General features: G+C 68.9%; 12 protein-coding genes and 1 pseudogene. 2 read left to right on the forward strand and 11 right to left on the reverse strand.

Going from position 1 to position 13,796, the window contains the following annotated elements:
• Window positions 1–62 precede the first annotated feature (62 nt).
• The gene (locus ASF57_RS07800) at window positions 63–962 is read right to left on the reverse strand and encodes an extensin family protein (protein WP_156376047.1); all 900 of its coding nucleotides are present in this window, start codon (window positions 960–962) and stop codon (window positions 63–65) included.
• Between the two features lie 310 nt (window positions 963–1,272).
• Here ASF57_RS07800 and ASF57_RS07805 point away from each other — a divergent pair, with 310 nt between their 5' ends.
• Both ASF57_RS07805 and ASF57_RS07810 read left to right on the forward strand, forming a co-directional pair.
• Window positions 1,273–3,363 carry a M3 family metallopeptidase gene (locus ASF57_RS07805; RefSeq protein WP_082503762.1) on the forward strand — a complete coding sequence of 697 codons (2,091 nt, stop codon included), beginning with the start codon at window positions 1,273–1,275 and terminating at the stop codon, window positions 3,361–3,363.
• Window positions 3,364–3,433: 70 nt separating this feature from the next.
• Window positions 3,434–4,258, forward strand: a complete 825-nt coding sequence (locus ASF57_RS07810) for a hypothetical protein (protein ID WP_056481694.1) — start codon at window positions 3,434–3,436, stop codon at window positions 4,256–4,258.
• A gap of 46 nt (window positions 4,259–4,304) precedes the next feature.
• Here the strand turns inward: ASF57_RS07810 and ASF57_RS07815 are convergent, their stop codons facing one another.
• From ASF57_RS07815 to recQ, 10 genes and pseudogenes are all read right to left on the reverse strand, one after another.
• Window positions 4,305–4,520: a hypothetical protein gene (locus ASF57_RS07815; protein ID WP_056482707.1), complete on the reverse strand. Its 216-nt coding sequence runs from the start codon at window positions 4,518–4,520 to the stop codon at window positions 4,305–4,307.
• Between the two features lie 180 nt (window positions 4,521–4,700).
• Window positions 4,701–5,243: an SMP-30/gluconolactonase/LRE family protein gene (locus ASF57_RS26840; protein ID WP_244476888.1), complete on the reverse strand. Its 543-nt coding sequence runs from the start codon at window positions 5,241–5,243 to the stop codon at window positions 4,701–4,703.
• Window positions 5,236–5,577, reverse strand: a pseudogene (locus tag ASF57_RS26845) (SMP-30/gluconolactonase/LRE family protein); the annotation flags it as partial. The gene ASF57_RS26840 and the pseudogene ASF57_RS26845, both read right to left, overlap by 8 nt.
• 75 nt (window positions 5,578–5,652) lie before the next feature.
• Window positions 5,653–6,552 (reverse strand): NAD(P)/FAD-dependent oxidoreductase, encoded by a 900-nt coding sequence (locus ASF57_RS07825; protein ID WP_056481698.1) that lies wholly within the window; start codon window positions 6,550–6,552, stop codon window positions 5,653–5,655.
• 169 nt (window positions 6,553–6,721) lie between these two features.
• Complete coding sequence (gene grxD / locus ASF57_RS07830; protein WP_056190252.1) at window positions 6,722–7,063, reverse strand: Grx4 family monothiol glutaredoxin; 342 nt, start codon at window positions 7,061–7,063, stop codon at window positions 6,722–6,724.
• A 43-nt stretch (window positions 7,064–7,106) separates the two neighbouring features.
• Window positions 7,107–7,616, reverse strand: a complete 510-nt coding sequence (locus tag ASF57_RS07835; RefSeq protein ID WP_056481702.1) for a DUF29 family protein — start codon at window positions 7,614–7,616, stop codon at window positions 7,107–7,109.
• Between the two features lie 36 nt (window positions 7,617–7,652).
• Window positions 7,653–7,889, reverse strand: a complete 237-nt coding sequence (locus tag ASF57_RS07840) for a BolA family transcriptional regulator (protein WP_056481705.1) — start codon at window positions 7,887–7,889, stop codon at window positions 7,653–7,655.
• Between the two features lie 33 nt (window positions 7,890–7,922).
• Window positions 7,923–10,148 (reverse strand): phosphoribosylformylglycinamidine synthase subunit PurL, encoded by a 2,226-nt coding sequence (purL, locus tag ASF57_RS07845; RefSeq protein ID WP_056481708.1) that lies wholly within the window; start codon window positions 10,146–10,148, stop codon window positions 7,923–7,925.
• Between the two features lie 109 nt (window positions 10,149–10,257).
• Entirely contained in the window at window positions 10,258–11,421 is a 1,164-nt protein-coding gene (locus ASF57_RS07850) for a hypothetical protein (RefSeq protein WP_056482711.1), read from the reverse strand.
• A gap of 208 nt (window positions 11,422–11,629) precedes the next feature.
• The gene (gene recQ, locus ASF57_RS07855; RefSeq protein WP_056481711.1) at window positions 11,630–13,483 is read right to left on the reverse strand and encodes a DNA helicase RecQ; all 1,854 of its coding nucleotides are present in this window, start codon (window positions 13,481–13,483) and stop codon (window positions 11,630–11,632) included.
• Between the last annotated feature and the right edge of the window lie 313 nt (window positions 13,484–13,796).

Raw genomic sequence — 13,796 nt, forward strand, 5'->3', positions numbered from 1 at the left:
TCCTGCACCGTCTTATGATTTGCGCAGGAGTAAGAGCGCTCGCCCCTTCGGCGTTCCGTCCGTCACTGACAGAGCCGATGGCCGGCGTTGCGCTGGCGCTCGTCGAGGTGGAGATGGTTGGCATGGGCCGCGTCCGAGCCGGGGCCGAGTACGGTGCGGAAGAAGTCGCAGGCGCGCCCACGCACCGCGGTCAGGAAGGTCGCCTCCGGCGTTCCCTCCGTCGCCGGCATCACCGAGATCGTGGCACGCCCGGCAAACCCGAATGCCATCACGTCGACGCCGTTAGCGAAGCTGTGCTCGCTCAGCTTGGCATCGGGGTCGTGGTTCTGGCCCCGGCACTCGTAGGAGGTGCCGATCGACAGGCTTTTGAGGGGCTGGCCGAGGTCGCGCGTGGCGGCGACCTGAGCCTCCGTCGTCCAGCGAGCAAGAGCTTCGGCCGTCTCGCAGACCAGCGTCGCCGGGGGTGTCAGGGCGATCTCGTCGGCCAGGGCGGTCAGCTTCAGGGGCCGCGCCGCGCCGCATTGGCCGTTGGAGATGGCCGGCAACGCCTCGAAACGAGCTCCGAGGCGCTCCAGTCGGGCCCGGCAGGCGCTGTCGTCGAGGGGCGCCACCGTGACGGCGAGCGGCGACCCTGAAAGGTCGGCCGGACGCGGCGGCGGTACCGGGATCTCGCCGCTCTCCGTCGGCTTCACGGTCTCACCGGCTTTGGCGGCTTCGTCGGATGGACCGGCCTTGCCATCCTCCTTGACCGTTTGGGCCGGTCGGGCCGCGTCCGGTCCCGCCGGAGCGCTGCGCGAGAGTTCGGCCGGACGCTCGGGCGGACGCGGCGTCTCGCCCGTCGAAGCCGCAGGAGCCACGCCCGGAAGATCGACGGGCCGCGGAGGCGGGGCCGGCGGCGGCATCGGAATCGCGGTCGCGTCCGAGGGCACGCCCTTTTCGAATGCCAGTGAAGGATGGAGCATCAGGACAAGGAGGGCCGGGCTGACCCGGAGGCCCTTCCAGAAGGCCGCCCTCGGGGAGCCGGTTCGGCAGCGCAGGCGCATCGCGTTTCCATCCTGGTCCGGCCGCTCCTTGATCGGAGCGATCCATCGGGCCGGCACGATCGTGGGCTTCAGGCCCTTCGACAAGCGCACAAAACCCACGCTTCGTCGCAAACGTCACCGAGCGGCGCCTTTGCGCCCGGCGCCCGCGTGCTTACCTTGCGTCGCGCGGCGCGACGCACTCCAGGCGACGCACCGTGCGCAACGCCGCGCGACGCACGAAGGAACGCGAATGACCTCTGGCACGCCCGACGCCACCCTCGACATCGCCGGCACCCCGGCGTCGATCGGGCCCTTCGCGGATCGGACCTGGGCCACGCCCCACGGCCTTCCGCCCTTCGAGCACATCGAGCCCGCCCATTACCTGCCGGCCTTCGAAACGGCCCTCGCCAGCCACGCGGCCGAGATCGTGGCGATCGCGGGCGAGACCGGCCCGGCCACCTTCGACAACACCGTCGGCGCCCTGGAGCGGGCCGGGCACGACCTCGACCGCGTCGCTTCGGTGTTCTTCAACCTCAGCGGCAGCCACACCAACCCGGACCTTCAGGCCGTCGAGCGCGCCATCACCCCGCGCCTGGCCCGCCACGGCAGTGCGATCTACCTCAACGCCGCCCTGTGGGCCCGCATCTCGGCGGTGGATGCCGAGGCCGAGCAGCTCGGTCCCGAGGAACGCCGCGTGCTCGATCGCTACCGGACCCGGTTCCGGCGCTCGGGCGCGGATCTCGCCCCCGACGCCAAGACCCGCATGGCCGAGATCGCCGGGCGCATGGCGGAACTCGGCACCACCTTCAGCCAGAACCTTCTCGCCGACGAGAGCGCCTTCGCGCTGCCGCTCGAGACCGAAGACGACCTGGCCGGACTTCCCCCCTTCCTGCGCTCGGCCGCCGCGTCCGCCGCGCGGGAGCGCAACAGTCCGCACGAGCATGTCATCACCTTATCGCGGTCGCTGATCGAGCCGTTCCTGGTGTTCTCGACCCGGCGCGACCTGCGCGAGAAGGCCTACGAGGCTTGGACCCGGCGCGGCGAGAACGGCGGGGCCACCGACAACCGCAGCCTCATCGCCGAGATCGTGGCCTTGCGGGCCGAGCGGGCCCGCCTCCTCGGCCACGACAGCTTCGCCCATTTCAAGCTCGCGGACACGATGGCGGGCTCGCCGGACCGCGCCATGGACCTCCTGCGCAACGTCTGGACGCCGGCCCACCATCGCGCGGCCGCCGAGCGCAACCGACTCCAGGCCCTGGTCCAGGCCGAGGGCCACAACTTCAACCTCGCCAAGCACGATTGGCGGCACTACGCCGAGAAGCTGCGGCGGGCCGAGCACGACCTCGATGAAAGCGAGATCAAGGCCTACCTGCCCCTCGACGGGGTGATCGCGGCGTCCTTCGATACGGCCGAGCGGCTGTTCGGCCTGCGCTTCGAGGAACTGCCGGACGTGCCGCGCTATCACCCGGACGTGCGGGCCTGGGCCGTGCGCAATGCGGACGGCTCGGAAGTGGGCCTGTTCCTGGGCGATTATTTCGCCCGCGCCACGAAGCGCAGCGGCGCCTGGATGAGCGCCTTCCGCTCGCAGGAGCGATTCAACGGCGACATCAAGCCGATCATCGTCAATGTGATGAACTTCGCCAAGGCGCCGGAAGGCGAGGCGACGCTGCTGTCCTTCGACGATGCCCGCACGCTGTTCCACGAATTCGGCCACGCCCTGCACGGCCTCCTGTCCGACGTGACCTATCCGCTGTTGTCCGGCACCGCGGTGGCGGGCGATTTCGTCGAGCTGCCGTCCCAACTCTACGAACATTGGCTGGAGCAGCCGGAGGTCCTGCGCCGGCACGCCCGCCACCACCGCACCGGCGAGCCGATGCCCGAGGACCTGCTGAAGCGCCTGCTCGCCGCCCGCACCTTCAACCAGGGCTTTGCCACCGTCGAGTACACCGCATCGGCTATCGTGGACATGACCCTGCACCTGTCGAGCGCCGGCGAGGACGGCCTCGACGTGGCGGCGTTCGAGGCCGATGCCCTCAAGCGCATCGCCATGCCGGCCGAGATCGCGATGCGGCACCGGACACCGCATTTCGCGCATATCTTCTCGGGGGACGGCTACGCGGCCGGCTATTACAGCTACATCTGGTCGGAGGTGCTCGACGCCGACGCCTTCGATGCCTTCCGCGAAGCCGGGGACATCTTCCATCCGGAGACGGCGGCGCGCCTGCGCAAGTATGTTTACGGCGCGGGCAACCTGCGCGATCCAGGGGAGGCCTACACCGCCTTCCGGGGGCGGTTGCCGAGCATCGAACCGCTGCTGCGCCAGCGTGGCTTGGCCGCCTGAAAACAAGGTAACGGTTTCGTAAAGAAACAGCCTTAACCAATGCTTCCTGCCCCATCAGGAAGCTTTGGTCATGACGGATAAGGTCCTCGCGGCGTCGGCGGAACCCTCGCCCGACACCCTCCTCAAGCAGGCGATCCTCGGCGCCCGCGCCACGGCCGAGCGCGCCGCCCGGCCCGTGGATACGGCGCCCGCGGTCGCGGCCCGTCCGGCCTTCCGGTTCGAACCGCGCCTCGCCGTCCTGGCCGCCGTCGCCCTCGGTGCCGGGTCTCTCCTGGGCGCCGGTGCAATGAGCCTGACCGCCCCGCGCGGCAGCGATGGCGCCGAGGTCCTCGTCCAGATCCGCCATCAGATGGACGCCGCTCGGACCGAATCGGACCGGCAGATCGAACGGCTGTCAAAAAGCCTGGCTCAGCTTCAGGAGGGCGCCGAGGCGGCGCGCTCGGAGGCGAAGACCCGGCACGCCAACCTCGCGGAGCGGCTCGGCCGCGCCGAGCAGAACATCACCGGGAAACTCGCCGCCACCGGTGATCGTCTCGAGCAGGCCGAGAAGGATCAGAGCGCCCGCCTCGCCGCCCTGACGATCCAGATCGAGAAACGCGCGGCGATGCCGATTCCGGGTCCGGCCCCCGCACCCCAGGCCGCCAAGGCCGCCGCAGCGGAGCCGACCGAGACCGGCACGATTCCGGACAAGCCGAAGCCGTCACCGACCGAGAACTGGGCCGTGCGCGAAGTCTATGACGGGGTGGCCGTGCTGGAAGACCGTAAGCGCCGTCTGGTCGAGGTCGGACCGGGCGACACCGTGCCGGGTGTCGGCCGGATCGAGGCCATCGAACGGCGCGGCAAGACCTGGGTGGTGGTGACGAAGCAAGGCACCATCACGCCTCAGACGTGGTGAGGCCCGATCGGCATCCTGTCCGTCGGCACCAATGACGGACCCGCGCTCAGGACGCGTGGGTCTCGATCTCGGCTTCGGCGCTGCGCACCGGGAATCGCGGCTCGACGGTGAGCGGATCGGCGATCATCGAACCGCGCGCGGCGCGATTGCGGCCATGCGTCAGGGCTCGGGTCTGGGCCTCGGCAGAGGGATGCAGAATGGCCGAGAGGAAGGCGAAGCCTTCGAAATCGGAGTCGAGATTCTTGGCTTCGAACACTGGCATGGCGGTCACCGGACCTAAGGCCCTGCATGGCTCCCGAAAGGAAGCTGCAGACCCCGTCATTGGCAGATAATGGGGACATCGGCAATAAGTTCCGAAACCCATCGATTATTTACCGTTAATTCACCTCTGCACCTTGCCGAAGATGAAGGCGGTGCGGCAGCGCACCCATTACAGTGTTCGCTAGTTTTCGAAGATTTCGCCCGGACGACCGGCCACGTCGGTTTCGACGGCGAAGAGATGCCCCGCCATCGGGTCGATCGTGGCGTCGCGCCCACGCAGAGCGGTGGTGATGAACAGCGTCGTCAGGTCGGACCCGCCGAACGCGCATTTGGTCACGAGGGCGGTGGGAACCGGCAGGACTCGCTCGATGCGGCCATTGGGATCGTACCGGGTGATGCGCGATCCGCCGTAATGGCAGACCCAGAGATGGCCGGATGCGTCCACGGTCAATCCGTCAGGCTTGCCCCATCCCGATTCGAACGCCGCGAACGGGCGGGGCGGGCCGATCCGGCCCTCGTCCCAGGTGTGGACACGGATCAGCCCTCCCGCGGTATCGGCCGTGTAGATGCGCGCGCCGTCCGGCGTCACCACCGGCCCGTTCGACACCGTCACGGAACCCCCGAAGGCTTCGAGCCGGCCCGCATGCCATCGGTGAAACGTGCCGGTCGGCTTCTCCTCCGTCGTCCATGGTGCTGAAGTAGAGGGCACCGTCGGGACCGACATGGCCGCTGTTGAGGCGATTGCCCGCGTGATGGTCGTCGGGGCGCACCAGCACCTCGCGCCGGCCGCTTTCCAGGTGAAGCCGCGCCACACCGGACTTGAAGCCCGCGAGCAACGTATCGGGATCCGCCGTGAGCAGGGCGAAACCGAGTTTCTCCGGCTGCGGATGATGGTGCGTCGCGCCGGTCTCGGGATGGTAGCGCCAGATCGCGGGGTCCTCGACATCGACCCAGATCAGCATGCCGGACCGGGCATCCCAGGTCGCTTCCTCGCCAAGTTCACAGCGGCAGGCCACCGCCACACCGGGAGTGTGCGGGTGGAGGCGGGGTGTCGTCATCGTGTCGGGCTCCAGGCAGGGCGGGCGGTGTGTCGGGCGGTATGAGGCGGTGACGGGATCATCGCCGGAAGACGGTCAGGCCGTATCCTCCCGCAGCAGCTCCGTATTGACCGCGAAGGCCGCCATGGCACCCTCGGCGGCGGCGACCACGGCAAACTGCACCCGCCGGGAGGCATCGCCGGCCACGAACAGGCCGGGCACGTTGGTGGTCTCGTACTCGCCCGTGGGAACGACGCCCTTATGCGTCAGGTCGCACCCGAGCTGCGTGATCAGGTCGGAGGGTTCGCACGGCATCGGCATCAGGAAAACCGCGTGGCAGGGCAGGGTCGCACCGTCCGCGAAGACGAGGCGTTGCGGCTGCCGGCCGTCCCCGTCCAGGCGCCGGATCGCAGTCTCGACGATGCGAATATCATGCCGCCCCAGGCGCTCACGGTCCGGGTCCGAGAGAGGCGTCGCGTGGGCATCGGTGCAGAGGGTCACGTCCCGGCTCCACGCGGTGAGTTCCAGCGCCATGCCCCTGGCGGCCTCACCGTGGGCGTAGGCCGCGAGGGGGCGATCGCGGTTCTCATATCCATCGCAATAGGGGCAGGAATGGACGCCGTGACCCCAATAGGTGTCGAAGCCCTCGACGGAGGGCAGGGCCTGGTGCAGGCCCGTGGCGAGGATCAGCTTGCGCGTCGTCTCCCGGCGTCCGTCGGCGAGTTCGACCGAAAAACCCTCGTCCCCACGGCGTGCCCCGGTGACGGCGACCGCACGGTGCTCGACATTCGGATACCGGGCGAGGTCTTCCCGTGCCTGCGCCCGCAGATCCAGGGGCGGCGTTCCATCCCGGGTGAACACGCCCCAGGTGCGGGGCGAGACCGCGTTGCGGGGCTCACCGGCGTCGCAGAGCAGCACATCGCGGCGGCAGCGGCCGAGGATGAGGGCTGCATTCAGCCCGGCAGGGCCGCCGCCGACGATGATGACGTCGTGCATGTGGTGTCGCTCCCCGATGTGAACTCACATCCGGTCAACGATTTGTGCTGCATCCCTGTTCGTTCGGCGGCCGCAAGTGCCGGGAAACCGTTCCGCGCCACCGACGCCGGATAGAAAAAAGGGCGCTCGCGCGCCCTCGTTCCGGTCGGTCAACCGAGAGGAGTCCGGCTCAGGCGGCCGTCGGGGCCTTCACGGGAATGCCCTTCTCGGCCAGGAACTGCTGCAGCTCGCCCGACTGGAACATCTCGCGGGTGATATCGCAGCCGCCGACGAACTCGCCCTTCACGTAGATCTGCGGAATGGTCGGCCAGTTCGAGAAGGCCTTGATGCCATCGCGGACCGCCATGTCGTCGAGGACGTTCACGCCCTTGAACGGCACTTCCAGGTAATTAAGGATCTGCACGACCTGGCCGGAGAAGCCGCACATCGGAAACTGGGGGGTGCCCTTCATGAACACGACCACGTCCTGGGACTTGATCTCGTTCTCGATCGTGGTGTTCGCGTCGCTCATGGGAAACCTCGTTGTCTTGGATTGCGTGTCGTATCGGCTGAGTTCAGGATTTTGAGGCGGATTTCAAGATCGTCGACTCCGCGATTGTGCGCAAAGCGGCATCCACATCGAACGGCGTGACGAGGAGTTCATCCGGCCCCAGCGGATATCGGGGCGGCAGATGGGGGAGAAGACTGTCGCCGTAGGTCGTCAGTCCGAGTCTCGCCTGCGCCTGAGCCAGGGTCCAGATCTTGTCCCAGTCCAGGCGCTGGCGCATCGACCGCTCGTAGCGGGTGGTCGCGGCGATCTGAAACGTCCCAGCCTCGTTGCGCCAATGCTCGACCACGAGGGTATCGGGGGCGGACAGGCGCTTGAGCAGATGCCCGAGTGTCTGGGCAAGCAGGCTTTCCACGGCCTGGATCTGAGACCGCCCCACGCTCTCGATCTCCGCGGCGACGTTCTCCCAATCCAGGATGTTCGACAGGTCCGGCCGGCGCGCGAGTTCACGCAGGGTCGAGGCCTGCAGCTCGGCCCAGGTCACGATGTCGTCGTCGTAGAGGCTCGGCTGGTCCATTCGGCTGGTCCATGCAGTCCGCCGCCGGCGGAGACCTCAATCCTGCGGGACGCCGGTGGTCAGCGCAAGGGCGTGAAGCACGCCGCCCATGCGCCCCTGGAGCGCGCCGTAGACCATCTGGTGCTGGACGACGCGGGTCTTCCCCTTGAAGGCCGCGGACAGGACCGTGGCGGCATAGTGGTCGCCGTCCCCGGCCAGATCCTTGATCTCGATCCGGGCGTCGGGCAGCGCCTCGCGGATCATCGCCTCGATCTCGCGCGCATCCATCGGCATCGGGTTGGCTCCTGACGATCGGAATAAGGGGCTTCAGGCGGGAACGCCGGCCGGCTGGCTCGCCATATAGGCCGGCAGCCAGCCCTCGTGGGTTTCCCGAAGGTCGGCCACCGATATGGTCTCGCCGTGCGGCAGGGTCAAATGGTCGGTCCCGGTGACGCCGACGACGGCGGCGGGAACGCCTTGCGCCGAGGCGCTGTAGAGAAGGTCCGGGGCGGTCTCGGGATCGACCGCCAGGAGATAGCGGGCCTGATCCTCGCCGAAGAGGTAGGCGTGGGACGGCATGCCCGGCGGGACCTGAGGCAGAGCAGCGCCGATGCCGCCGGCCATCGCCATCTCGGCCAGCGCCACGGCGAGGCCGCCATCGGAGAGATCGTGGACGGTGTCGACCAGACCTGCGGTGATCAGTCCGCGCACGAAGTCGCCATTGCGGCGCTCGACCGCGAGATCGACGGGCGGCGGAGCCCCTTCCTCGCGGCCGGCGATGACCGAGAGATAGACCGACTGACCGAGCCAGCCGGCGGTCTCGCCGATCAGCACCAGGACGTCGCCGGCGCGCTTGAGGTCGATCGTAGCGTGGCGGGTCACGTCGTCCAGCACACCGACGCCGCCGATGGTGGGGGTGGGCAGGATGCCGACGCCGTTGGTCTCGTTGTAGAGCGAGACGTTGCCCGAGACGACGGGGAAGTCGAGCGCCTTGCAGGCCTCGCCGATGCCCTTGAGACAACCGACGAGTTGGCCCATCACCTCGGGCTTCTCCGGGTTGCCGAAGTTCAGGTTGTCGGTGATGGCGAGCGGGCGTCCGCCGACCGCCGTGATATTGCGCCACGCTTCCGCCACGGCCTGCTTGCCGCCCTCGACCGGATCGGCCTCGCAATAGCGCGGGGTCACGTCGGCGGTCATGGCGAGCCCGCGCGGGCCGTCCTCGACCCGCACGATGGCGGCATCGCCGCCCGGCTTCTGCACCGTGTTGCCGCCGATGAAATGGTCGTACTGCTCGTAGACCCAGCGCTTAGAGGACAGGTCGGGCGAGCCGACGAGGCGCTTCAGGGCCTCGGCGCTGCCAACCGTCTCGGGCACGTCGGCGGCGGCGATCACCGGCTGGTGCGTGTTGGCGATGTGCGGCCGGTCGTAGAGCGGCGCCTCGTCGCCGAGTTCCTTGATCGGCAGGTCAGCCATCACGACGCCGTCATGCTTGACGACGAAGCGGAGCGTATCGGTGGTGTGGCCGATGATCGCGAAATCGAGGCCCCACTTCACGAAGATCGCTTCGGCCTCCGCTTCCATACCGGGCTTCAGAACCATGAGCATGCGCTCCTGGCTCTCGGACAGCATCATCTCGTAGGCGCTCATTCCGGTCTCGCGAGCCGGCACCTTCTCGATGTGGAGTTCGACGCCGAGATCGCCCTTGGCGCCCATCTCGACGGCCGAGCAGGTCAGGCCGGCCGCGCCCATGTCCTGGATCGCGATGACGGCGCCCGAGGCCATCAGCTCGAGGCAGGCTTCCAGCAGCAACTTCTCGGCGAAGGGGTCGCCGACCTGCACGGTCGGGCGCTTCGCCTCGGAGGCGTCGTCGAATTCGGCGGACGCCATGGTGGCGCCGTGGATGCCGTCGCGACCGGTCTTCGAGCCGAGATAGACGATCGGATTCCCGACGCCGGTGGCGGCCGCGTAGAAGATCGCATCGGTGCGGGCGAGGCCCACCGCCATGGCGTTGACGAGGATGTTGCCGTCGTAGCGCGGATGGAAGCCCATGGCGCCGCCGACCGTGGGCACGCCGAAGGAATTGCCGTAGCCGCCGATGCCCGCGACCACCCCTGAGACGAGGTGGCGGGTGCGCGGATGGTCGGGCGAGCCGAAGCGCAGGGCGTTGAGGGCCGCGATCGGGCGCGCGCCCATGGTGAACACGTCGCGAAGAATGCCGCCGACGCCGGTCGTCGCGCCCTGGTAGGGCTCGATGAAGCTCGGGTGGTTGTGGCTCTCCATCTTGAAGACGCAGGCGAGGCCGTCGCCGATATCGATGACGCCGGCATTCTCGCCGGGCCCCTGGATCACCCAGGGGGCCGAGGTCGGCAGGCCGCGCAGATGCTTGCGGGAGGATTTGTAGGAGCAGTGCTCGTTCCACATGGCCGAGACGATGCCGAGCTCGGTCAGGGTCGGGTCGCGCCCGATCAGGCCGCGGAAACGCGCGTACTCGTCCGGCGTCAGGCCGTGCTGGCGGACCAGTTCGGGGGTGATCGGAACATCGTTGCGGAACATGCGACCCTCTCGGCACGGCCCCCGTCCGGGTCCGGCCGTGCGTCACGGCTCTAAAGCGGAACGCCGCGCCCTGGCAACATGTGATCGCGGATCGAGCCGGTCCGAACCCCTAATCGGGGTCGGTTTCAGGGACCGCGCACCCCTTGGGTTGCTCCGTCACGTTGCGCCAGCGCCGGATCAGGCCGTGGACCGGCTCTGGCCCGGCCACGAAGACGATGTAGTCGAACGCCTCCGGGTCGCGGCTCGACATCAGCAGCTGGAAGTGCATGCGGAACAGGTTCCACTTGCGCCGCGCGATGATGCGCGGCTCGATCAGGTCCTCGATGCGGACATGGATCTCGACCGGGCGATGGGCAAGGGGCGCCGGCAGCTTCGAGGCGCTGAGAGGATTGCGCTTGTGCACCGAGAGCCAGTCCCACTTCGCCCGCACGTCGAGCCAGACGATGGCCTCCGAAGCCGCCACGCGGGCGAGGGCGGCACGGGTCTCGATGGCGCGCGGATCGAGGGTGATCCACGGGATGACGCTGCCGATGCTCACGAACGACACCGGTGTCCCGCGCCGGCCGAACTCCGGATCCCGGGTCAGGACCCGGTCCAGGGCTTCGAGACCGAGGAAGCTGGAGGAGGAATGGCCGATCACCACGATCTCGGAGGCGCGGCCCTCGGCCCCCCGGATGATGTCGGCGAAGGCGTCCAAGCGGTGTCGCATCCGGGTGTCGGCGCCGCTGGCATGGTCGTGCGTGAAGGCGGTGTCGTCGACGAGATGGGCCACGTAGAACGGCTTGCCGCGCGTCACCCGCATCAGCACGGCCAGAATGCCGTAGGCCAGGGGGGGCACGGCCAGGAGGACCCAAGGCCGGGCATCGACCGGTGCCAGCGCCGCCAGTCCGGCCGCCACCGCGAGGCTGAGGACGACGAGGAAGAGATAGATGAAGTGGACGCCGATGATCACGCGGGCGAAGCGCCGGGCTTCGCGCCGGAACGGCCGCAGGTAGCCGACCCGCAGCAGGCGGAGCCACAGCGCCGGGACCTCCCAGAGCCGCCGCCCGTTCGACCGGGGAAAGCGGGCGCGCACGATGTCGTCCCAGCGCAGCAGGGTGTATTGGGTCGGTGCGCCGTCGAGGGTCACGGTCCAGTCCAGGGCGAGGCCGTCCGACGTGCGCTCGGGGTCGCTCACCGTGATCGCCATGCTGCGGCGGACGGCGGCCAGCCGGCTTTCCCGCCGGAAGAGGCCCCAATAGGTCTCGGGCTCACGCGGGTCGAAGCCCGGCATGTAGAAGACCTGACGGGGTTGCGTCGCGGTCGGCTCGGACGGCTGGACGATGAGAGATCCCTCTGTCGGTTGATCCGGACGCATCAGGCCGTCGCACCCGGCATGTCGCCGCGGCTGGCTCCGGGATCGGTGCGATTCGCCGATCTCGGCCTCGGACCACCCCAGTCCCTACACGAGTCGCGACGAAACCAACGAGTCCGAAAGCGCATCAGGCGCCCGTTGCCGGCGCGTGCGCGAGAAATTCCGCGATGGCGCCGACGAAGCGTTCGCCATAAGCCTCGCGCTTGCGCTCGCCGACGCCGTGGACGGTGCGCAGCGCGTAGAGATCGACAGGCTTGGTGCGCGCCATCTCGATCAGCGTCCGGTCCGGGAAGACCATGAAGGCGGCGATGCCCTCGGCCCGGGCGATGGTGGCGCGCAGGCCGCGCAGGTGCTGGAACAGGGCCTCGGTGGCCGGATCGAGATCCAGGCTCGCATCGTCGCGGGTCGCCCCGCGCTTGCGGTCGCGCGGTTCGGCCACCTTCGGCTCGGGATCGGGGCGCATCTGGATCGGTTCTCGGCCGAACAGGATCGCCTCGCCCTTGTCGGTGAGGCAGAGCCCGCCGAAACCGTCGCCGTTCTCGGTCACGGCGCCGGCCGCGAAGAGCTGGCGCAGCATCGCGCGCCAGGCGGCGATGGGCTTGTCGGCGCCGACCCCGAAGGTCTTGAGCGCCACGTGGCCGTTGCGCCGGATCGTGTCAGATTCCTTGCCATGGACCACGTCGCAGACATAGGCGGCGCCGAAGCGCTGGCCGGTGCGCACGATGGCCGAGAGCAGCTTCTGAGCCGGCACCGTGGCGTCGATGAGCGAAACGCCGCTGCGGCACAGGTCGCAGCGGCCGCAGGGCTCGCTCGCCTCGCCGAAATAGCCGAGGAGCGACTGGCGCCGGCAGGTGGCGCCCTCGCATAGCGCGATCATTGCCTCGAGCTTGCGCCGCTCGACCCGGCGGCGCTCGTCCGGCACCTCCTTCTCGTCGATCTGGCGCCGGCGCAGGGCCATGTCGTCGAGGCCGTAGATGGTCAGGGTGTCGGCCGGCAGACCATCGCGGCCGGCGCGACCGATCTCCTGGTAATAGCCCTCGACGTTGGAGGGCATGTCGGCATGGCAGACGAAGCGCACGTCGGGCTTGTTGATGCCCATGCCGAAGGCGACGGTGGCGGTCATCACGACTCCGTCCTCCTGCAGGAAGGTGTCCTGGTTCTTCATGCGCGTGCCCTGGTCGAGGCCGGCATGGTAGGGCAGGGCGTTGAAGCCGTCCTTGGCCAGGGTCTCGGCCAGCTGCTCGGTACGCTTGCGCGACGAGCAGTAGATGATCCCGCTCTCGGCGCGCCGGTGGCGCAGGAAGCGCTCGATCTGCCGTGTCGGATTGTCCTTCGGCGCGAAGGTCAGGCGGATGTTCGGCCGGTCGAAGGAGTGGACGAAGGCCTTCAGCTCGCGCCCGGCAGGGAACAGCCGCTCGGTGATGTCGGCCCGCGTCGCCTTGTCGGCGGTGGCGGTGAGCGCCACGGTCTGGACGTTGCCGAGGGCTTCGCGCGCCCGGGCGAGGTCCCGGTACTCGGGCCGGAAATCGTGGCCCCATTGCGAGACACAGTGGGCCTCGTCGACGGCGAGCCGCCGCACGCCGGCGCCCTTCAGGGCGTCCATCAGCCCTTCCATCATCAGCCGCTCGGGCGAGACGAAGAGCAGGCGCAGGTCGCCACTGCGGATCTTGCGCCAGGTCTCGCGCGACGTCGCCTCGGCGACCGAGGAGTTCAGGGTCGCGGCCGCAACGCCGAATCCCAGCATCTGCTGCACCTGATCGTGCATCAGGGCGATCAGCGGCGAGACCACGACGGTCAGGGACGATTCGACCAGGGCCGGCAACTGATAGGTCATCGACTTGCCGGAGCCCGTGGGCATCACGGCGAACACGTCGGTCCCGTCGAGGACGGCTCCGATCACCTCGTCCTGGCCGGGCCGGAAATCATCATAGCCGAAGGTGGTCTTCAACGCGGCGCGGGCCTCGTCGAGGCGACTGGTCATCGGAATCCTGATCGTCTGTCGGAGTGAGACACGGCGGAGGCGGCCGCCGAAACGGCAAGGGCGGCAATCGCGGCAATCGCGCCGACCGGAGCCTTCCATGCCTCTGAACCATCCGGAGCGCCGAGGTCAATCACCGCGCGGGGGACTGGTCCGCGCAGGGCTCCAGGTGCGGATTTTCGCCGGGCCGGGTGGGGCATGCATGGCCCACCCCGCACCGGGCGGCACGGCGCGACCCGGGGCCTTTAAGCGGACCGAAAGATCCCTCCTCCATCCTGGCGGATGCGTTCGCCACCGGCGCGCGCATGTCCGGCAT

The sequence above is a fragment of the Methylobacterium sp. Leaf117 genome (genome assembly GCF_001422985.1).
In the GTDB taxonomy this organism is placed as follows: domain Bacteria; phylum Pseudomonadota; class Alphaproteobacteria; order Rhizobiales; family Beijerinckiaceae; genus Methylobacterium.